This window comes from Sphingomonas jatrophae, assembly GCF_900113315.1.
GTDB classification, from domain to species: Bacteria; Pseudomonadota; Alphaproteobacteria; order Sphingomonadales; family Sphingomonadaceae; genus Sphingomonas_P; species Sphingomonas_P jatrophae.
Genome location: NZ_FOZG01000001.1, coordinates 322,741 through 342,228, shown reverse-complemented (window position 1 = coordinate 342,228; position 19,488 = coordinate 322,741). Strand labels below are relative to the sequence as shown.

The following is a 19,488-nucleotide window of genomic DNA, read 5'->3' as shown; positions in this document are numbered from 1 at the left end:
GCGGCCATGCGGAAAAAAATATCGGCAGAGCAACGACGTGCTGGAACAAAGAAGAAGAAGATGCTTTCTTCCCAGCAGATGCCGTGAAATCCGCGGGGTGTCGAGTGGCCGGGCTGTCGGTCCTGGATCGACGCAAGGAGCTCACGGCGTTCCACACGCTTCCACGGGGAGGGGGCAATCGAACAGATTCTCGTTACCGGCGGCGCCGGCTTCATCGGCCGTTCCGTCACAAAGGAACTTCTCGCCCGCGGGCACAAGGTCCGCGTCCTCGACAGCCTGATCGAACAGGTCCACGGCGAGACGGACGGCGCCGCCATGCTCGATCCCGAAGCCGAGCTGGTGCGCGGCGACGTGCGCAACAAGGATGTGGTGCGCAAGGCGTTGCAGGGCGTCGACAGCGTCGTCCATCTCGCGGCCGAGGTGGGCGTCGGCCAGTCAATGTATGAGGTGGAGCGCTACACCTCGACCAACGATGTCGGCACCGCCGTGCTGTTTGAGGCGCTGATCGATGCGCCCGTGCGCCGCGTCGTCACCGCATCGTCGATGAGCATCTATGGCGAGGGCCTGTACCGCGATGCGGACGGCGGTCTGGTGCAGGATGCGGACCGCCCGAATCTGCGAGACGGTCTGTCGCAGTGGGAGCCGGTGGATGCGCAGGGCCGCCCCTTGCAGCCCGTGCCCACGCCCGAGTGGAAGCGCCCTGCTCTCTCCTCCATCTATGCGCTCAACAAATATGTGCAGGAGCGCACGACCCACATCATGGCGGCGCCCTATGGCATGGAAGGCGTGTGCCTGCGGCTGTTCAACGTCTACGGCCCCGGCCAGGCGCTCTCCAACCCTTATACGGGCGTGCTGGCGATCTTCGCCTCGCGCTTCCTCAACGGCCAGGCACCGCTGATCTTCGAGGATGGCGAGCAGCGGCGCGATTTCGTCCATGTGTCGGACGTGGCGCGGGCCTTTGCCGAAGCGCTGTTCCTGCCGCAGGCGGCCGGCGGCACCTTCAACATCGGCTCCGGCAAGGATCGTTCGGTCCGCGACGTGGCGGACTCGCTTGCGCGCGCGATGGGGCGGAACGACTTGTCGGCCGAAGTCGTCGGCAAGGCGCGGATCGGCGACATCCGCCATTGCTTCTGCGACACGACGCTGGCGGCCGAGCGGCTCGGTTTCGAGGCCAAGCAGGATTTCGAGGCCGGGCTGGCAGAGCTGGCCGGCTGGGTGGCGCAACAGACCGCGAAGGATCGCGTGTCCGAAATGCGCGCCGAGCTCGAGGCCCGGGGGCTGGTGGCGTGAGCGGGCGCGACGAGCGCCCTGTTCTCGTCACCGGGGGGGCAGGCTTCATCGGCAGCAACATCGCCGACCGGCTGGCGCGCGACGGTCGCCGCGTGATCGTCTATGATGCGCTCACCCGTGCCGGGGTGGAGGACAATCTAGATTGGCTGCGCACCAGCCATGGCGAGCGGATCGAGTTCGTCCGGGGTGACGTGCGCGATGGCGCGCTGCTGTCGGATGCGGTCGCGCGGTCGCAGGCCGTCTTCCACATGGCGGCACAGGTCGCGGTGACGACGAGCCTGGTCGATCCGCGCGACGATTTCACGATCAACCTCGAAGGCACGCTGAACCTGCTCGAGGCGGTGCGTGCACAGGGCGGCGAGGCGCCGATCATCTTCGCCTCGACCAACAAGGTCTATGGCGATCTCGCCGACATTCCCTTTGCATTGGAAGGCGATCGCTACGTTCCCGAGGATGCCGAGGTGCGCGCGCACGGCATCAGCGAGGCGCGCCCGCTCGACTTCCACACGCCCTACGGCGTGTCGAAGGGCGCGGCCGACCAGTATGTGCTCGATTATGCCCGCAGCTTCGGCCTGCGCACCGCGGTGCTGCGGATGAGTTGCATATATGGGCAGCGCCAGATGGGCACGGAGGATCAGGGTTGGGTCGCCCATTTCCTGATCCGCGCGCTCGAAGGCACGCCGATCACGCTCTACGGTGACGGCTATCAGGTGCGCGACATACTCGACGTGGGCGACGCGGTGGACGCTTACCTCGCAGCCTGGCAGCGCATCGACACGGTTTCGGGGCGCGCGTTCAACTTAGGGGGCGGGCCGGATAATGCCGTCTCGCTCCGCGCACTGATCGCCTATATGGGCGACCTGCTCGGCCGTCCTGTTGACCTGCAGTTCGATGATTGGCGCGCGGGCGACCAGCGCTATTTCGTTGCGGATACGCGTTCGGCCGAGTCGGCGCTGGGTCTCGCGCCCAAGCGCTCCTGGCGGGATGGCGTCGCCGCGCTGGCGGACTGGCTGGCCGAGGCGCGCGGGCTGGAAAGGCGGTTCGCGACGGCGGAAGCCGCGGAGTGACCACCCGGCACGTGTTGATGACCGCCGACGCCGTCGGCGGCGTCTGGCAATATGCGATCGAGCTGGCGACCTCTTTGCGCCCACTCGGTTGGCAGACGCGGCTGGCGCTGCTTGGCCCCGCCCCTACCGACGTGCAGCGGCGTGAGGCAGAGGAAGCCGGCGCGACGCTGATCGAAACGGGCCTGACGCTCGACTGGCTGGCGGGTGATGCGGATGAGGTTCTCGCAACGGGTCAGGCGATCACCGCCCTGGCGGAGAGCGAGGGCGTCGACCTGCTGCAGCTCAACCAGCCAGCTTTCGCCGCAGCGCCACGCGGGCGTGTGCCCCGCATCGCAGTGTCGCACAGCTGCGTCGATACATGGTGGCGCGCGGTCGAGACCGGGCCTGCGCCGGACAGCTTCGCGTGGCAGACAGATCTCGTCCGTCGTGGCCTCACCACCGCTGATGCCGTCGTCGCTCCCTCTGCCTCGCACGCGCGCGCAGTGGCCGCCGCTTACGGGATTGCGGAACCCGTGGTCGTGCATAATGGTCGTACCCCGCTCGGCGGCAGTGGCGGGGGCCCGCACGATTTCGCCTTCACCTGCGGCCGTTTGTGGGACCGGGCGAAGAATGTCGCCACACTCGACCGAGCCGCTGCCCTTCTGGGAGTGCCGTTCAAGGCGGCGGGCGCCACGGTCGGCCCGAATGGGGAGCGGATTGAGCTCCGCCATCTTCTCGGCCTCGGCTCCGTCGATGAGGCGGTGATCGCGGGCTGCATCGGCGCGCGTCCGGTATTCGCCTCCGCGGCACGCTACGAACCCTTCGGATTGGCGGTGCTGGAGGCGGCAATGGCCGGCTGTGCGCTGGTCCTGTCCGACATCCCCACGCACCGCGAACTATGGGACGGCGCGGCTCGCTTCGTCGATCCGCTCGATGCGGACGGGTTTGCGCAGGCGCTCGAAGGCCTGCTCGGCGACGTGCCTGCGCGACTGGTGCAGGGCGATCTGGCGCGCCGGCGGGCGCAGAAGTTCACGCCGGGCAAGATGGCCGAAGGCATGGCCGCGCTCTACGCGCGCCTGCTCGGCCCGCACTCGAGGGCAGCGGCATGAAGATCGCCTATTTCACGCACAGCCTCGCCTCCTGCTGGAACCACGGCAATGCCCACTTCCTCCGCGGCGTGCTGCGCGAGCTGCATGCGCGTGGCCACGCCGTCCGCGCGCTGGAGCCGGTTGACAGCTGGAGCCTGACCAACCTCATGGCCGATGCGGGCGAGGCCGGGCTGAACGCCTATCGCACCGCCTATCCCGAACTCGGCTCCGAAATCTTCGATCCGGCGACCGATGCGGCGGAACTGGTTGACGATGCCGACCTCGTCATCGTGCACGAATGGAACGAGCCGGCCCTGGTCGCCGCCATCGCCCGGCTGCGGGCCGCGGGCGGACGCTTCAAGCTGCTGTTCCATGATACTCACCACCGCGCCGTCAGCGACCCGGAGGCGATCCGCGCGTTCGATCTCTCCGGCTATGACGGCGTGCTGGCGTTCGGCGAGACGCTGTCCGAAGTCTATCGGCGCTGGGGCTGGGGCACGCGCGTCTGGACGTGGCATGAGGCCGCCGACACGCGCCTGTTCCACCCACCGGCGGAGGAGCAGGACCGGAACGGCCTCGTCTGGATCGGCAACTGGGGCGACGGCGAGCGGACGCAGGAGCTCGAGGATTTCCTCTTCCAGCCCGCGGCTGCGGCTGGCTTGCCGCTCGACATCTACGGCGTGCGTTATCCAGACGAGGCCAAGGCAATGCTGGCAGGCCATGGTGCGCGCTATCATGGCTGGGCACCCAATGCCGCCGCGCCGACCATCTTCGCGCGCCATCTCGCCACCGTCCACGTGCCGCGGCGTTATTACACCACCATCCTGCCCGGCATCCCGACCATTCGCGTGTTCGAGGCGCTGGCCTGCGGGCTGCCGCTCGTCTCCGCACCGTGGGAAGATGCGGAAGGACTGTTCCGCGTCGGCCAGGATTTCCTGATGGTGAAGGACGGCGCGGCCATGGCCGATGCGCTGGCGGCGATCCGCGACGATGCGGACCTTCGCGCCAGCCTGATCGCCAGCGGGCTGGAGACGATCCGCGCGCGGCACAGCTGCGCGCACCGCGTCGATGAACTGCTGGGCATCGTCGAAACACTTTCCACGACACCGACGGCGGGCGGACTCGGCCCGCGCCTAAGCGAAGAACTGCAAGGAACCGCATCTTGAAGATCGCCTTCTACGGCTCCAGCCTGCTCTCCTCCTACTGGAACGGGGCGGCGACCTATTATCGCGGCATCCTGCGCGATCTCGCCGCACGCGGGCACGACATCACCTTCTACGAGCCCGACGCCTTCGACAGGCAACAGCACCGCGACATCGATCCGCCGGAATGGTGTCGCTCGGTCGTCTATCCGGCGACGGATGCGGGCCTTGCCTCGGTGCTCGCCGAGGCGGGGGATGCCGACATCGTGGTCAAGGCCAATGGCGTCGGCGTCTATGATCGCGAGTTGCTGGAAGGCGTGATCGCACGCGCCGCGCCGTATGCGCTGAAGCTGTTCTGGGATGTCGACGCCGCCGCCACGCTGGACGAGATGCGCAGCGATCCGGATCATCCCGTCCGCGCCGCCCTGCCGCAGCTGGACATGGTGCTGACCTATGGCGGCGGCCCGCCGGTCGTCTCCGCCTATGAGGGCTTCGGCGCCGCCACCTGCGTGCCGGTCTACAACGCGCTCGATCCCACGACGCATTTCCCGGTGCCGCCGGACGAACGCTTCGCCTGCGACCTCGCCTTCCTCGGCAATCGCCTGCCCGACCGCGAGGCACGGGTGGAGGAGTTCTTCCTTCGCCCCGCCGCGGCTCTGCCCGGACGCAGCTTCCTGATCGGCGGCAATGGCTGGGAGACGAAGGCGATGCCCGGCAACGTCCGCCACCGCGGCCACGTCTATACGGCCGAGCATAACGCCTTCAATTGCACCCCCGCCGCCGTGCTCAACGTGGCGCGCGACTCGATGGCGCATGTCGGCTTCTCGCCCGCCACCCGCGTTTTCGAGGCGGCGGGCGCTGCCGCTTGCCTCATCACGGACGCATGGGAAGGCATCGAGCTGTTCCTGACGCCCGATGAGGAAGTGCTCGTCGCGCGGGACGGGCAGGACGTGGCCGAGCACCTCGCGGCGCTCACGCCCGAGCGGGCTAAGGCGATCGGCGAGGCGGCGCTCGCCCGCGTGCTGAGGGATCACACCTACACGTTGCGCGGCGAGCAGGTCGACCTGCTACTGCGTGAACGTGCGGCGCAGGCACGGGAAGCGGCATGAAGCTCGTCGTCCTCGGCCTTTCGCTGTCCTCCTCGTGGGGCAATGGCCACGCGACCACGTTTCGCGCGCTGCTCAAGGCCTTTGCCGCCCGCGGCCACGACATCCTGTTCCTGGAACGCGATGTGCCCTGGTATGCCAACCAGCGCGACTGCACCGATCCTGACTATTGCCGCCTCGCCTTCTACGGGGACCTGGCCGCGCTGGAGGGCTGGCGCGACGAGATCGCGCAGGCGGACGGGGTGATCGTCGGCTCCTATGTGCCGGAGGGTGTCGCCGTCGCGCGACTGGTGCAGGAGATGGCGGGCGGCGTTACTGCCTTCTACGACATCGACACGCCCGTAACGCTGGCGAAGCTGGAGCGAGGGGACTTCGAATATCTATCGCCCGAGGTGATCCCCGGCTACGACGTCTATCTCTCCTTCACCGGTGGCCCCACGCTGCGACGGATCGAGCGGGACTATGGCTCGCCGGCCGCACGGGCGCTTTACTGCTCGGTCGATCCCGATCTCTACCGGCCGACCGGCGAAGCCAAGAGGTGGGATCTCTCCTATCTCGGCACCTATTCGCCCGATCGCCAGCCGACGCTCGAGCGCCTGCTGGTCGAGCCAGCACGCGCCCGCCCCGACCTGCGCTTCGTCGTCGCCGGTCCGCAATATCCGGCCGACATCGACTGGCCGGCCAATGTCGACCGGATCGAGCATTGCCCGCCCGCCGACCATGCCGCCTTCTACTCCGCGTCCCGCTTCACGCTGAACGTGACGCGGGCCGACATGATCGCTGCCGGCTGGTCCCCATCCGTGCGCCTGTTCGAGGCGGGTGCGTGCGGTACGCCGATCATCTCGGACCTGTGGGACGGGATCGAGACGCTGTTCCGGCCCGATCGCGAGATCATCCTTGCGCCCGGTGGCGAGCAGGTGCTGTCAGCGCTCTCCAGCGATGCCGATGCCATGGGCGAGGCCGCGCGCACGCGGGTGCTGGAGGCGCATACCGCCGCGCACCGCGCTGCCGAGTTGGAGGCGCACCTGACGGAGGCGGCGACGACACGGGCGGAGGCGGCCGAATGACGGCTTTTACCTACAGCGATGGCGATCTGCCGCTGATCGGCGAGCGGTGGGAGCCGGTCGGTCCGGCAAACGGCCGCGCCATGCTGGTGGCGCATGAGGCAGACGGGATCGGCGGCAATGTCCGCCGCCATGCCGCCTTGCTGGCGGAGCAGGGCTATGCCGTCTTCGCTGCCGACCTGCACGGCCATGGTCGCGTGCTCGCAGGCGACGACATGATGGCCGCGGTGCAGCGCTTCCGCGCCGATCCCGCCCTGTTCCGTCGGCGAGTGCGCGCGGGTCTGGATGCGATGCTGGCCGAAACGGGGCTGCCCCCTGCCCGCGCCGCGGCCATGGGTTACTGCTTCGGCGGCAGCGCGGTGCTGGAGCTGGCGCGAAGCGGCGCAGAACTGGCGGCGGTCGCCAGCTTCCACGGCTTGCTGACCACTGCGGCGCCTGCCCAGGCGGGTGAGGTGCACACAAAGATCCTCGCCTGCACCGGCGCGCTCGACCCGCTCGTTCCGCCGGAAGATGTCACCGCGTTCCAGCAGGAGATGATGGCAGCAGGAGCGGACTGGCAGCTGATCGTCTATGGCCGGGCACTGCACAGCTTCACCAATGTCGATGTCGAGCAGCTCGGCGATCCGCGGATGGCGTATGACGCCGCGGCAGAGGCTCAGTCCTGGTCGGCGCTGCTGGGCTTCCTCGACACCGCATTTGCCAGCGGCGAGGCGTAGAAGCCGGCGGCGAGCGCTGCCGGATCGGCATAGACCGCGGCGGCGCCTGCCTCCACCAGAACCGGTGCCGGGAAGCCTCCGGTCAGCAATGCCACGGGCACGATCCCGCACTTCCACGCTGCCACCATGTCCCACCGCGAATCGCCGACGACACGGGCCGCCGCCGCAGGAACGCCCGCCTTCGCCAGCGCCGCGCTGAAGATGTCCGGCGCCGGCTTTGACCGGCCGGCATCGTCCGAACTCGTCGCCTCGTCGATCAGGGTGCTGCCCAGCAGACCGACATAGTGGTCGAGCTGGTCCGCTCCCGAGGAGGTGGCCAGCACGACCGTCATCCCCGCCTCGCGCGCCCTCTCCAGCAGCGTCCGAGCGCCCGGCAGCGGCGCGATGCCGCGGAGATACTGCGCCTTGAACAGCTCACCATGGGCTGTTTGGAGCGCCTGCTGCTGCTCTTCGCCCAGGGTGGGCAGCAGGGTGGGAACGAGCTGGTCGCCGCCCTTGCCGATTTCGGGCGCGATCCGCTCCGGCGGAATGTCAAAGCCCGCATCGGCAAAGACGCGCCCCCAGGCTTCGATATGCTGCCGATTGCTGTCGACCAGGGTTCCGTCGACATCGAACAAGATCGCGCGGGGGAGTGCATCGCTCATGAAGATCAAGCGTTTAGCGGGAATAATCGATCCGTCAGCTCCGGTTCACGAGCACCGTGGCAAAGATGCAACACAAACCCGAACAGGACCATCGATCATGAGGATCAAGTCATTCGTGGCAGCCGGCCTCGCGCTTGCCGCTGCCGTCAGCCCTGTCAGTGCGGCCCGCCTCTCCCCCGAGGATAAGCTGGCGAAGGCGCTCGAAGGGCGCGTCGCCGGCGAGCCGGTCAACTGCATTCCGTTCACCTCCGCCCGCTCCAGCCAGATCATCGACGGTCAGGCGATCATCTACAAGTCCGGCGCGGGCGGCACGATCTACGTCAATCGCCCACGGATCGGCGCCGACCAGCTGGACGACGATGATATTCTCGTCACCTCCACCTCGCTCAGCCAGCTGTGCAGCCTCGATACGATCCAGCTGGTCGACCGTGCGTCACGCTTTCCGCGCGGCTTCGTCGGGCTGGACAAGTTCGTGCCGTACAAGCGTGTGGCCAAGCGCTGAGCCGGAACCTCCCCGGGTCGCGACCGCTTGTGGACGCGGAGGAGAGACACGATGACCACGCCGCCGCCCAGCGCCGGCATCCTGCTCTGGCGGCGCGGCACGGCCGGGCTTGAAGTGCTGCTCGCCCATCCCGGCGGCCCTTATTGGCGCAGCCGGGATCAGGGCGCGTGGCAGCTGCCGAAAGGCCGCATCGAAGCGGGCGAGACTGCCGAGGAGGCGGCGCTGCGCGAGGCTCATGAGGAGCTTGGCGCCGCGCTTTCCGGCGAACTCGTGCCGCTCGGCTCCGTCCGGCAGGCAGGTGGCAAGCAGGTGGAGGCGTTCGCACTCGAAGGCAGCTTCGATCCGCAGATGCTTGCAGGCAATCGCTTTCCACTCGAATGGCCGCCACGCAGCGGCCAGATCGAGTATTTTCCCGAGGTGGATGCGGTGCGCTGGTTTTCTCTGGCGGAGGCGGATGCGATGATGCTGCCCAGCCAGCGTCCATTTCTGAACCGTCTCGCCGCGCTTGCCGCTGCCGCGTGAGGATCGCCACCTACAACGTCAACGGCATTAACGGCCGGCTGCCGGTGCTGCTACGCTGGCTGGAGGAGACGCAACCTGACGCGGTCTGCCTGCAGGAGCTGAAGGCTCCGCAGGACAAGTTCCCCGAAGATGCGCTGGCCGAGGCCGGCTACCGCGCTTTATGGCAGGGTCAGCCGCGGTGGAACGGCGTCGCCCTGCTGACGCGCGGGGGCGAAGCGGTGGAAACCCGCCGTGGCCTGCCCGACGATCCTGATCCCGCCCAGAGTCGCTATATCGAAGCGGCGGTCGATGGCGTGCTGCTGGGAGGGCTCTATCTGCCGAACGGCAATCCGCGGCCCGGCCCCAAGTTCAATTACAAGCTTGCGTGGTTCGATCGGCTGATCGATCACGCGGCCACGCTGATCGCCGCGGGCGTGCCTGCGGTTCTGGCTGGCGACTTCAACGTGATCCCCGAGGATCGCGACGTCTACAAGCCCGAGCGATGGCGTGACGACGCACTGTTCGCGCCGGAAGTGCGCAACGCCTATCGGCGCTTATTGGCGCAGGGCTGGACCGACGCACTTCGCACGCTCCATCCCGACGAGACGATTTACACTTTCTGGGACTATTTTCGGAACGCCTGGGGTCGCAACGCCGGGCTGCGGATCGATCACCTGCTGGTCAGTCCGGCACTCCGCTCACGCCTCAGCGGAGCCGGAGTCGATGCGCATGTGCGCGGTTGGGACAAGAGCAGCGACCACGCGCCCGTCTGGATCGAGCTCAAGCCGCCGGGCCGGTCTCGCCGTTAAAAGGCGTTCTCCAGCCGCGACAGGAGGGAGCGTGCCGGGCTCGCCTTGGGCGATGGCTGATCAATTTCCTGCTCGAGCCGGGCGACGCGGGCATAGAGATCGCAGCTGGCCTCAATCAGGTCTTGCGCGACCGGCGGCAGCACCTCGACCGAGCCCGGATCGCTCTCCGCTGCGGGCCCGAGCTTGCGGCCAGGCGCGCGCGCCTGCGCCAGGCTCATCTCCCCACTCTCGACCGCGCGCCGCGTCAACAGCCAGGCAACGACGTGCATCAGGCGCGTCGTCACCTTCAGCGACTCGCAGGAGAACAGCACTCGCTGCAAAGGCGGCAGCAGGTCACGATCCTCACGGCCGGCTTCGTCGAAGTAGGAGCGCGTCTCGTCCGCCAGCAGCATCGCCTCGGTGTAGAGCGAGGCGACCAGCCGCGCCGTCATCCGCGATTCCGCTAGCGCTGCAACATTGGTTTCCATGACGTTCGCTTTGCCAGAAGCGGCCGATGCGGCCTATCGGCAAAAAGGGTGAACGGCGCCATTGTGACAGCAAATTCATCTGCGCCCCGCGCGCATGCGGCCTCTTGAAAACCGCTCTAACGATCCCATCTGGTTGGCTATCCGACGCCGTCGCCCATTTGGGGGCGGCAGGATGCGGTCCGGCGGATTTCCGCGGACCGACCATGCTCAACTGCCTTTGAAGGAGATGAGAGTGATGCGTACCCTCGACTTCGCGCCCCTGCTGCGCTCTTCCGTGGGCTTCGAGAACCTGAACCGCCTGGTCGATTTCGCGACCCGCGGCGATGCCGATGCCTACCCACCCTATAACATCGAGAAGACGGGCGACGGCGCCTACCGCATCTCGATGGCGGTCGCAGGCTTCGGCCGCGACGAGCTCGACCTGACCGTGCAGGAGACCATGTTGATCGTCTCCGGCAAGGCGGCCGAGGCGGACGCCGGCGAGCGCCAGTTCATCCATCGCGGCATCGCGAAGCGCGCGTTCGAGCGTCGCTTCCAGCTCGCCGACACGATCAAGGTGACGGGTGCCCATTATCATGACGGGCTGCTCGACATCGACCTCGTGCGCGAGGTGCCCGAGCACAAGAAGCCCCGCAAGATCGCCATCGGCAGCGACGCAGCCGCCGCTCCGCAGGTGATCGAGGCGGAACCCGCGCGCCAGGCCGCGTAAGCGCCAGCGCCCAGCGGGCGATTGAAGGGCGGCGTTCCTGAAGGGAGCGCCGCCCTTTTCATGCGTGTGAGACGAGCGCGCCGGTCAGGCGATGATATCGGGGATGATCTGGTCCTCGAGCAGGCCGATCTCATCGCGCAGCCGCAGCTTGCGCCGCTTCAGCCGGGCAATCTGGAGATCGTCACGGTGCGGCATGGCTGTCAGCGCCGCCAGGGCGTCGTCCATGTCGCGATGCTCCTGCTTCAGCGCCTCCACGCGCCGCGCGATCCCGCCATCGTCCATATCGCGCGTCTCCTGCCCTCCTGGCGATCTTAAGCGAGGCGAGGGCTCCGCCTCAAGCGTCAGCCGCTCGTCGCGTGCCGGTGGTTACTCGTCGCGCGACCACAAAAGCAGGGGGACAATTCGGCCGGGCAGTGATTAACTCCTGACTCCCGCGGATGTCGCGGGAACACAGACGTCTTGAGGACGGAGATAGACGAAAGGAGCACCGCTCGATGGTTGATTCTCATGCGAATGCATTGGTCAACAAGCATGCCGGCCTGGATGCGCGGCTGGCGGAGGAAATCCGCCGACCCAATCCGGACAGCGGCCTCGTCGCAGAGCTCAAGAAGCAGAAGCTGAAGCTGAAGGACATGCTGCGCAACTGATCGCGCCTGTCCCCCGCGGCGCCCGGGCGGCGCGGGCCGGCTTCAGGCTGGCCCGGTCTTCAGCCCGGGACGCCGCGATCGGGGTGACACCGGCCGGATCAGCTGCATTCCGGCACCCGGCGACTTGACCGGCATCTTGCGGACGGTGGCCGGATCGATCGGCCGATCGAACGAGATCCCCACGCGCTGCCCATCGGTCCACGCAATGCGCGCCGGCACCTCGCCGATATTGCGCAGGGTCAGGATCACGCGCTCGCCCCGCGCGAAGGACGTCCCCACATCGGTTTCGACCATCAGCCCGCCCGCCGAAAGATTGCGAACGCGCAGCGTCTGCGATGCGGCGCCCTCCCCGTCGGCGTCGCTCTCGGCGCGGCGCAGATCCGTCTGGAGGAACATTGCGTTCCGCATGGCGCCTCGCCCCGACTGCGAGGAGACACCGCCTTGCCGTTCCGGATCGAACCCCGCGTCCACTGCCCTGCATCCTTCACCGTCTGGCCGCCGCTTGCGGCGGGCGCAGTCTGACGGGCAAGGATCGCCAAAGCGTTAAGGGCTATTCCTCGCGGGAGACCTTTTCGTTACGCTCGTGCCGCTCCTGCGCCTCGACGGTCATCGTGGCGATCGGCCGGGCCTCCAGGCGACCGAGCGAGATCGGCTCGCCCGTCACCTCGCAATAGCCATATTCGCCCTCGTCGATCCGCCGCAGCGCCGCATCGATCTTGCTGATCAGCTTGCGCTGGCGATCGCGCGTCCGAAGCTCGATCGACCAGTCAGTCTCGCTCGATGCACGGTCGGTGATGTCCGGCTCCCGCAGCGAATCCGTCTGGAGCTGCGCAAGCGTTTCCTTCGCCTCGCGGCGAATGGCGTCCTTCCAGTCGAGCAGCTTGCGCCGGAAATAGGCCTGCTGCCGAGGATTCATGAACGGCTCATCCGAACTGGGCCGATAGCCTTCGTCCGTGGTTGTTCCTGAATCGGGATCCGTCACGTCACTATACGCCGTCGCCATCCCACTCTCCGCTCACCCACCGCCCGGCGGGCCGTCCTCTCCCGGGACGGCATGAGCCGAACAGCCCCGGCGCGCCTATATCGTCGCGTCGGGACCCGCACAAGCGCACCACCGGCCTTGATGCCGCGAATCTCGTGCTGTGTTCGGAATTTGTTTCAACCGCGCACCCCGGGCGGTTTAACCATGCCTGGTTCGAGGGCGGCTGAGCATTGTCCCGGTGTGGCACATCCAACCCGCGGAGACAGTAAATCTGCGGGTGCCGAGCCCTTTGTGACGGCTGAAATTAGTTAACCCGCTTGCCCTTAACAGCTTGTTCTGCATTTGCTGAGTTACAGGCAGTGCGGAGAAGCGTCCTCGGGAGGGGCGAGGCTTCCACGGTCAACTGGCGAAAGTGAAGAACAATGTCGGTCAGGGTAGCCTTGGCGAAACTTTGCGCCTGCGCAGCAGGCGGCGCGATCGTCGGCGGAGGGGCGGTGCACTGGGCCGAGAAGCCCCCGCGTGGCTATACACGCGTGATCACCAAGAAGGGTCCGGCTCCGGTGCGCCGCGTAGCGGCCGCAAAGCCGAGGGTCCACAAGCGCACGGTGGTGACGCGCACCGTCTCGACCACGTGCGCGCCCGGCACCTCGACCACCATCGTCACCCCCGCGCCGCAGCCGGCGATGGCGGAGATGATGCCGATGGCAGTCGGCGGCGGCGGGGTCGCGCCGGCGGTGATCGGCGGCGGCGGCGGTTTCGGCGGCGGCGGCTTCTTCGGCGGTGGCTTCTTCGGCGGCGGTGGTGGCGGGGGCGGCAGCGGCGGCTGGTTCGTCGCGTCCACCTCCTCCTCCAGCGGCGGCTCGACCTCCACCTCCAGCGGTGCGACCTCAACGTCGAGCGGCGCAACGTCGACGTCGAGCGGCGCGACCTCGTCGTCCACCTCCAGTGGCGCGACCTCGACCTCCACGTCGAGCGGCGCGACGTCCAGCTCGACCTCGAGCAGCACGTCTTCCTCGACCTCGTCCTCTACCAGCACGTCGACCAGCACCAGCTCGTCGTCGAGCTTCGGCAGCTCCAGCCATGGGCCGAAGCCACCAAAGCCTGACAATCCCGACGAGCCTACGCCCGTGCCCGCACCGCCCATGGTGCTCCTGTTCGGGACCGCGGCAGCTGCCCTCGTTGCACGCAAGCGGCTTACCCGCAGCAAATAGGCAATTTTCGCGGCACAAAAAAAGGGGCCTCCAGCATCTGCCGGAGGCCCCTTTTCTATTTGCGTCGCCGCCCGGGCGATGCCGGGCGGCGTTGCGGATCAGCGACCGCCGCCGGGGGCCGCGCCCTTGGCAGCGGCATCCAGCTCGGCCGCGGTCATCGCGATCACCGGGCCGTTCGCGCCCGCGGCAAAGGCAGTCACGGGCAGCTTCACCTTGCTGTTCGCGGTCGCCACGGTGACGAACTGCGCGTCCGCCGCCTCGATCGTGCCGGCGACGCCGCCCTTGGTGTCGGACACCTGCGTGCCAGGCTTCAGCGATGCGGCGAGATCGGCCTTCGCCTTCTCGGCAGCGCCGTTCGCCGCAGCGTCGACTTCCGCCTTGGTCATCGCGATCAGCAGGCCATCCGTGCCGTTAGCGAAGCTGCTGGTCGGCAGCGCGACCTTGTTCGTGCCGGTATCGAGCGTGGCGAGGTTCCCGTTGACGGCGCTGATCGTACCGACCTGGCCGCCCTTGGTGTCGGATACCTTCGCGCCGACCGTCACGCTGGCCGGAGCCGCAGTGGTCGAGGATTGCGTGGTGCCGCCACCCGCCGCCGGCGGCGCGCTGGCGGCTGCGCCCGACTGGGCCAGCGCCGGGGCGGCCGCAAGGAGGGCAGAACCGGCAAAAAGGATGAGCGTCTTCATGGCGTTACTCCCGATTGCTGAGATGCGGATATAGTGTGCCCGAAATGAATAGGGGCTGAAGCGCGGCCAACCGGTGGTCGGCCGCGGTGAACAGATCAGAGCGTGGCGTCGATCAGATGCCGCTCGATATCGTCGACCGGGTGGCCGGTGAGATCCTTGGCAAGCTCACCACGCAGCCGTTTCTCGACCTCAACGTGATAATGCTTGCGCAGCTCCCCCAGCGTTTTGGGCGGCGCGACGATGATCAGATCCTCGAAGTCGCCGCTCAGCGCACGACTGCGCAGCAGATCGGCGGTGTGCGCGGCAAAGCGATCTTCCTCCAGTTGGTGGAAATCCGCCTCACCCGAGGTCGAGCCGCCGGGTCCGCCGCCGCCCGGCTTCTGCCCGGCCGTGTCGGTCTTCTGGTCATAGTCGGACGGATTGTCCTGCTCCGTCTTCTTCACCACAGAGAGATTTGGGTGCTCGGCATCCCCCTCGTTGCGGAGGAACAGCAGCTTTCGGCCGTCGGCGACGACGACGAGGCTGTTTGGCGGCACGCGCATAAGCGCTCTCCTTCTCGTTCGTTTCGCCGGGCCAACGCATCGAAGCGAAGGAGGGTTGCGAATGCGCGATCCGGTTGCGGAGCGGCCCCGCCCCCGCCATAGCCCCGCGCCATGCACGATATCCGCGCCATCCGTGACGATCCCGCCACTTTCGACGCCGCGCTGGCGCGTCGCGGCGCCTCTCCGCAATCCGACGCATTGGTCGCGCTCGACGCCCGGCGCCGCGCCTGCATTGCTGAGGCGCAGACCGCGCAGGCTCGCCGCAACGAGGCATCAAAGGCCATCGGCGCGGCCAAGGCATCGAAGGACGAGGCGACCGCGCAGGCGCTGATGGCGGAGGTCGCCACGCTCAAGGAGCGGCTGCCCGCGCTCGAGGCGGAGGAGCGCACGCTCGATGCGGAGCTGAATGCGGCCCTCGCCGCCATCCCGAACCTGCCTCTCGCGGACGTGCCCGATGGCGCGGACGAGGACGACAATGTGCTGGTCCATGAACGCGGCACGCGACCCGATTTCGCCTTCCAGCCGCGTGAACATGATGCGTTCGGCCCGGCGCTGGGTCTCGATTTCGAGACGGGCGTGGCGCTGGCCGGCGCGCGGTTCACGCTGCTACGCGGCCCCGTCGCCCGGCTCGCCCGCGCGCTCGGCCAGTATATGCTCGACACGTTGACCGCGGTGCATGGCTTCGAGGAGGTCGTGCCGCCGCTCTTGGTGCGAGACGAGGCGATGTTCGGCACGGGTCAGCTGCCGAAGTTCGCCGAAGACCTGTTCCGCACGACCGACGGCCGGTGGCTGATCTCGACCGCGGAAGTGAGCCTGACGAACATCGTCGCCGGCAAGATCCTCGACGAAGGTGCGCTGCCGCTCCGCTTCACCGCGCTGACGCCCTGCTTCCGCTCGGAAGCGGGCGCGGCCGGGCGCGATACGCGCGGCCTCATCCGCCAGCACCAGTTCGACAAGGTGGAGATGGTCTCGATCGTGCCACCCGAGCAATCGGAGGCGGAGCATGAACGGATGACCGCCTGTGCCGAGGACATCCTGACGCGGCTCGGCCTGCCGTTCCGCCGCATGAAACTGTGCACCGGCGACATGGGCTTCTCCGCCGCGCGCACCTACGATCTCGAAGTGTGGCTGCCGGGGCAAGGGCGCTACCGCGAGATCAGCTCCTGCTCCACCTGCACCGACTTCCAGGCACGGCGCATGAATGCGCGCTTCCGGCCGGATGGGAGCAAGGCGACGCGCTTCGTGCATACCTTGAACGGGTCCGGGCTGGCGGTCGGCCGGACGCTCGTGGCGGTGCTGGAGAATTACCAGCAGGCGGATGGATCGGTCGTGGTGCCTGAGGTGCTGCGGCCCCGCCTCGGTAACCTTTCGGTGCTGGAGCCCGCCTGATGCGCATCCTCGTCACCAACGACGATGGCGTGAATGCGCGCGGCATCGCGCTGCTCGAGCAGGTCGCGCTTCGCCTCGCCGACGAAGTGTGGGTGGTGGCCCCCGCGGAGGAGCAATCCGGCACGGGCCACTCGCTCACCCTCACCCGCCCCTTGCGGGTGCGGCGTCTGGGTGAGCGGCGTCATGCGGTGCTGGGCACGCCGACTGACTCGGTGATGATGGCGCTGGCGCTGCTGATGAAGGACAGCCCGCCCGACCTGATCCTGTCCGGCATCAACCGCGGCGCGAACCTGGGCGAGGATGTCACCTATTCGGGCACCGTGTCGGCCGCGATGGAGGGCGCGCTCGCCGGCATTCCCGCGATAGCGCTCAGCCAGGTTTATGCCCGGCAGGGCATGGGCGATTCGGTGTCGTTCGACGCGGCGGAGGCTTGGGCCGAACGCGTGCTGCGGCCGCTGGTCGAGCGGCCGCCTGCCCCCGGTACGCTCGTTAACGTCAACTTCCCCGCGCTCCCGGCTAGCGCGGTGAGGGGTGTGCGCGTGGTGCCGCAGGGTCTGCGCGATTACGGTCGGCTCAAGGTCGAGCAGCGGACCGATCCGCGCGGCTTCCCCTATTTCTGGTTCGCCTTCGGCCAGATGCCGCACAAGGGCACCGGCGAGACCGACCTCTCCGTCACCGCGGATGGATGGATCAGCGTGACGCCGCTCCACCTCAACCTGACCCATGGCCCCTCGATGCAGGCGTGGGACGGGGCGTGGGACTGAGGCGTCCGGCCCCGCTTGCGCGCGCGTGGCATTGAGCTAGACCCGCAACGATGCGCCGCCTCCTGCCCCTGCTGCTGCTTCTTGGCGGGTGCATTCCGGGCGCACGGCCCGATGCCCCCGGGCGCTATGCCGAACCGTCGGACCAACCGGCGCCCGAAACACGGCAGGAGGACGAGGAAGCGGACCGGCCGCGGCGCGATCCCGATATCGCCACCACCCCGCCGCAAGTGGCCAAGCCCCGCCCGGCCTGGACTGCGCGCGCGGCGACCGCCGATGCGCGCGACGTGGCCGAGCAACGCTATACGGTGCGGTCCGGCGATACGCTGAGCGGGATTGCCGATCGCACCGGGGCCAGCGCCGAAGCCATCGCCCGCGCCAACGGGCTGGCGCCGCCCTTCGTCATCCGCAGCAGCCAGGTGCTCGCAATCCCCGGCGGCCGCTATCACCTCGTCCGTTCCGGCGAGACGGGCATCGCCATCGCGCGGGCTTACGGCATCGAATGGTCGCGCATCGTGGCCGCGAACGGGCTGGAGGAGCCTTTCGTGCTCCGCTCCGGCCAGCGGCTGCTGCTGCCGACCCGGCCGCCGCCGGGTGAGAGCACGCTGGAACAGCGCGCCGCCGCGTTTAGGCTCGACATCGACGACATCATCACCGGCTCCGAGCCCGCGCTCGCCGCCAACGCAAAGCCGGCAGCGCCCGTCGCCACGGCGCGCAAATCGGTGCCCGCGACGGTGCCGGTCGCGCAGCCGACCCGCTTTGCCGGGCGCTTCGACTGGCCGCTCAGCGGGCCGCTCCTGTCGCGCTTCGGCCCGCAGGGCGGCGGACGGGTGAATGAGGGCATCAACATCGCGGTGCCCGCCGGCACGCCGATCCGCGCATCGGCGGACGGCGTCGTCGCTTATGTGGGGAGCGAGATCGCCCTGTTCGGCGGGCTGATACTGCTCAAGCACGGCGGTGGCTGGATCACCACCTATGCGCATGCACAGGAGCTGCTGGTCACGCGCGGGCAGCAGGTGAAGCGCGGTCAGGTGATCGCCCGCGCCGGTGAGACGGGCAGCGCGCGCGAGCCGCAACTGCATTTCGAGATCCGGCAGGGCCGCAAGCCGGTCAACCCGCTGGACCAGCTGCCGAAACGCAGCTGACCTTGCCGGAGCGCCGCACCTCGCTGCCGAGCCGCGACCATCTCGCGCTGCGGCGGCGTGGGCGGCTGCCCGCCTGGGCCTCGCTGATGTTCCGCGTCGGCCTCGCGCTTTCGCTGATCGGGCTGGTGCTGGCGGTGCACTGGTTCGACCGGGAAGGCCTGAAGGACAATGTCGACGGCTCGGTGAGCTTTACCGACGTTCTCTATTTCACGATGATCACCGTCACGACGGTGGGTTTCGGCGACATCATCCCCGTCACCGATCGCGCCCGCATGTTCGACACGTTCGTCGTGACGCCGGTGCGCCTGTTCCTCTGGCTGATCTTTCTTGGCACCGCCTACAGCTTCGTTCTGCGCCACACATGGGAGCGTTTCCGCATGAGCCTGATCCAGCGCCGGCTGACCGGCCATGTCGTCGTCGCGGGCTATGGCGTGAGCGGCGCTGAGGCCGTGCGCGAGCTCATCCGCCGCGGCACTCCGGCCGAGCGGATCGTGGTGATCGACTGCGACGATGCAGCGCTGGTCGAGGCGGAGGCGTGCGGCGCCGCCATCCTGCACGGCGATGCCACCCGCAATGCCACGCTGGAGGCGGTGGCGATCGACCGGGCGAGCGCGATCATCGTCTCGGCCGGCCGCGACGACACCTCGATCCTGATCGTTCTCACCGCGCGCGGCCTTGCCCCCGACGTGCCGATCAGCGTCGTGATCCGGTCCGAGGACAATGAGCCGCTGGCGCACCAGGCGGGTGCGGACACCGTCATCAATCCCGCCAGCTTCGCCGGGCTGCTGCTCGCCGGCTCGACGCGCGGGCGGCACCTGGCCGATTATGTCGGCGATCTGGTTGCAGTGGGCGGGCCGGTGGCGCTGCACGAGCGGACGGTGGCGGAGGATGAGGTGGGCAAGCCGCTGTCCGCCATCCGCACCGGCTTGGGCGTGCGCATCTATCGCGACGGTGCCCCGCACGGCTTCTGGGAGGCAGAAGCACAGTCGCTGGCCGCGGGCGACCTGATCGTCGAGATCTGCCCCAACCGGCAGCCGGGATAGA

General features: G+C 68.2%; 24 protein-coding genes. 16 read left to right on the top strand and 8 right to left on the bottom strand.

Annotated features, from left to right (window positions below):
- Nucleotides 1-126: 126 nt before the first annotated feature.
- The 7 genes from BM360_RS01525 to BM360_RS01495 are packed head-to-tail and all read left to right on the top strand — an operon-like array spanning nt 127 to nt 7,452.
- Nucleotides 127-1,290: an NAD-dependent epimerase/dehydratase family protein gene (locus BM360_RS01525; protein WP_242653391.1), complete on the top strand. Its 1,164-nt coding sequence runs from the start codon at nt 127-129 to the stop codon at nt 1,288-1,290.
- Nucleotides 1,287-2,357, top strand: coding sequence for an SDR family NAD(P)-dependent oxidoreductase (locus BM360_RS01520; RefSeq protein WP_093309700.1), 1,071 nt, complete (start codon nt 1,287-1,289; stop codon nt 2,355-2,357). The genes BM360_RS01525 and BM360_RS01520 overlap by 4 nt, the downstream gene beginning before the upstream one ends.
- A gap of 17 nt (nt 2,358-2,374) precedes the next feature.
- Nucleotides 2,375-3,445: a glycosyltransferase family 4 protein gene (locus BM360_RS01515; protein WP_093313564.1), complete on the top strand. Its 1,071-nt coding sequence runs from the start codon at nt 2,375-2,377 to the stop codon at nt 3,443-3,445.
- Nucleotides 3,442-4,590 carry a CgeB family protein gene (locus BM360_RS01510; protein ID WP_093309697.1) on the top strand — a complete coding sequence of 383 codons (1,149 nt, stop codon included), beginning with the start codon at nt 3,442-3,444 and terminating at the stop codon, nt 4,588-4,590. Before BM360_RS01515 ends, BM360_RS01510 begins: the two co-directional genes overlap by 4 nt.
- Nucleotides 4,587-5,675 (top strand): CgeB family protein, encoded by a 1,089-nt coding sequence (locus tag BM360_RS01505; RefSeq protein WP_093309695.1) that lies wholly within the window; start codon nt 4,587-4,589, stop codon nt 5,673-5,675. Before BM360_RS01510 ends, BM360_RS01505 begins: the two co-directional genes overlap by 4 nt.
- Complete coding sequence (locus BM360_RS01500) at nt 5,672-6,739, top strand: CgeB family protein (RefSeq protein WP_093309692.1); 1,068 nt, start codon at nt 5,672-5,674, stop codon at nt 6,737-6,739. The genes BM360_RS01505 and BM360_RS01500 overlap by 4 nt, the downstream gene beginning before the upstream one ends.
- On the top strand, nt 6,736-7,452 hold the full coding sequence (locus BM360_RS01495) for a dienelactone hydrolase family protein (RefSeq protein ID WP_093309684.1): 717 nt from the start codon (nt 6,736-6,738) through the stop codon (nt 7,450-7,452). The genes BM360_RS01500 and BM360_RS01495 overlap by 4 nt, the downstream gene beginning before the upstream one ends.
- Here BM360_RS01495 and BM360_RS01490 read toward each other — a convergent pair.
- A complete protein-coding gene (locus BM360_RS01490) occupies nt 7,392-8,096 on the bottom strand; it encodes an HAD family hydrolase (protein ID WP_131819150.1) in 705 nt (234 codons plus the stop codon). The two genes, BM360_RS01495 and BM360_RS01490, sit on opposite strands and share 61 nt — an antisense overlap.
- A gap of 97 nt (nt 8,097-8,193) precedes the next feature.
- On the opposite strand from BM360_RS01490, the gene BM360_RS01485 reads away from it, so the two are divergent.
- Genes BM360_RS01485 through xth form a run of 3 tightly spaced genes read left to right on the top strand, consistent with a single transcriptional unit; the run spans nt 8,194 to nt 9,908 of the window.
- The gene (locus BM360_RS01485) at nt 8,194-8,598 is read left to right on the top strand and encodes a hypothetical protein (RefSeq protein ID WP_093309676.1); all 405 of its coding nucleotides are present in this window, start codon (nt 8,194-8,196) and stop codon (nt 8,596-8,598) included.
- Nucleotides 8,599-8,649: 51 nt separating this feature from the next.
- On the top strand, nt 8,650-9,120 hold the full coding sequence (locus BM360_RS01480; RefSeq protein WP_093309672.1) for an NUDIX domain-containing protein: 471 nt from the start codon (nt 8,650-8,652) through the stop codon (nt 9,118-9,120).
- Entirely contained in the window at nt 9,117-9,908 is a 792-nt protein-coding gene (gene xth, locus BM360_RS01475) for an exodeoxyribonuclease III (RefSeq protein WP_093309669.1), read from the top strand. The genes BM360_RS01480 and xth overlap by 4 nt, the downstream gene beginning before the upstream one ends.
- Here the strand turns inward: xth and BM360_RS01470 are convergent.
- Nucleotides 9,905-10,375, bottom strand: coding sequence for a DUF1465 family protein (locus BM360_RS01470; RefSeq protein WP_242653250.1), 471 nt, complete (start codon nt 10,373-10,375; stop codon nt 9,905-9,907). The genes xth and BM360_RS01470 overlap by 4 nt on opposite strands.
- A gap of 235 nt (nt 10,376-10,610) precedes the next feature.
- On the opposite strand from BM360_RS01470, the gene BM360_RS01465 reads away from it, so the two are divergent.
- On the top strand, nt 10,611-11,084 hold the full coding sequence (locus tag BM360_RS01465; protein ID WP_093309667.1) for an Hsp20 family protein: 474 nt from the start codon (nt 10,611-10,613) through the stop codon (nt 11,082-11,084).
- A gap of 84 nt (nt 11,085-11,168) precedes the next feature.
- On the opposite strand, the gene BM360_RS01460 is transcribed toward BM360_RS01465, so the two are convergent.
- Entirely contained in the window at nt 11,169-11,366 is a 198-nt protein-coding gene (locus tag BM360_RS01460) for a YdcH family protein (protein WP_093309664.1), read from the bottom strand.
- A gap of 212 nt (nt 11,367-11,578) precedes the next feature.
- Here BM360_RS01460 and BM360_RS01455 point away from each other — a divergent pair, with 212 nt between their 5' ends.
- Nucleotides 11,579-11,731: a DUF465 domain-containing protein gene (locus BM360_RS01455; protein WP_093309662.1), complete on the top strand. Its 153-nt coding sequence runs from the start codon at nt 11,579-11,581 to the stop codon at nt 11,729-11,731.
- A 42-nt stretch (nt 11,732-11,773) separates the two neighbouring features.
- On the opposite strand, the gene BM360_RS01450 is transcribed toward BM360_RS01455, so the two are convergent.
- From BM360_RS01450 to BM360_RS01430, 5 genes are all read right to left on the bottom strand, one after another.
- Complete coding sequence (locus tag BM360_RS01450; protein ID WP_131819149.1) at nt 11,774-12,139, bottom strand: PilZ domain-containing protein; 366 nt, start codon at nt 12,137-12,139, stop codon at nt 11,774-11,776.
- A gap of 142 nt (nt 12,140-12,281) precedes the next feature.
- Nucleotides 12,282-12,734 carry an RNA polymerase-binding protein DksA gene (gene dksA / locus BM360_RS01445; protein WP_093309657.1) on the bottom strand — a complete coding sequence of 151 codons (453 nt, stop codon included), beginning with the start codon at nt 12,732-12,734 and terminating at the stop codon, nt 12,282-12,284.
- Nucleotides 12,735-13,236: 502 nt separating this feature from the next.
- Nucleotides 13,237-13,857, bottom strand: a complete 621-nt coding sequence (locus tag BM360_RS19435; protein ID WP_165611170.1) for a hypothetical protein — start codon at nt 13,855-13,857, stop codon at nt 13,237-13,239.
- 165 nt (nt 13,858-14,022) lie between these two features.
- Complete coding sequence (locus tag BM360_RS01435) at nt 14,023-14,607, bottom strand: hypothetical protein (RefSeq protein ID WP_093309650.1); 585 nt, start codon at nt 14,605-14,607, stop codon at nt 14,023-14,025.
- A gap of 95 nt (nt 14,608-14,702) precedes the next feature.
- Nucleotides 14,703-15,149, bottom strand: a complete 447-nt coding sequence (locus BM360_RS01430) for a host attachment family protein (protein ID WP_093309641.1) — start codon at nt 15,147-15,149, stop codon at nt 14,703-14,705.
- A 111-nt stretch (nt 15,150-15,260) separates the two neighbouring features.
- On the opposite strand from BM360_RS01430, the gene serS reads away from it, so the two are divergent.
- From serS to BM360_RS01410, 4 genes are all read left to right on the top strand, one after another.
- Complete coding sequence (gene serS, locus BM360_RS01425) at nt 15,261-16,538, top strand: serine--tRNA ligase (RefSeq protein WP_093309639.1); 1,278 nt, start codon at nt 15,261-15,263, stop codon at nt 16,536-16,538.
- Nucleotides 16,538-17,302, top strand: coding sequence for a 5'/3'-nucleotidase SurE (gene surE, locus BM360_RS01420; protein ID WP_093309636.1), 765 nt, complete (start codon nt 16,538-16,540; stop codon nt 17,300-17,302). The genes serS and surE overlap by 1 nt, the downstream gene beginning before the upstream one ends.
- Nucleotides 17,303-17,352: 50 nt before the next feature.
- Nucleotides 17,353-18,444 (top strand): M23 family metallopeptidase, encoded by a 1,092-nt coding sequence (locus BM360_RS01415; protein ID WP_093309634.1) that lies wholly within the window; start codon nt 17,353-17,355, stop codon nt 18,442-18,444.
- 86 nt (nt 18,445-18,530) lie between these two features.
- Complete coding sequence (locus BM360_RS01410) at nt 18,531-19,487, top strand: potassium channel family protein (protein ID WP_093313560.1); 957 nt, start codon at nt 18,531-18,533, stop codon at nt 19,485-19,487.
- Nucleotide 19,488: the final 1 nt, after the last annotated feature.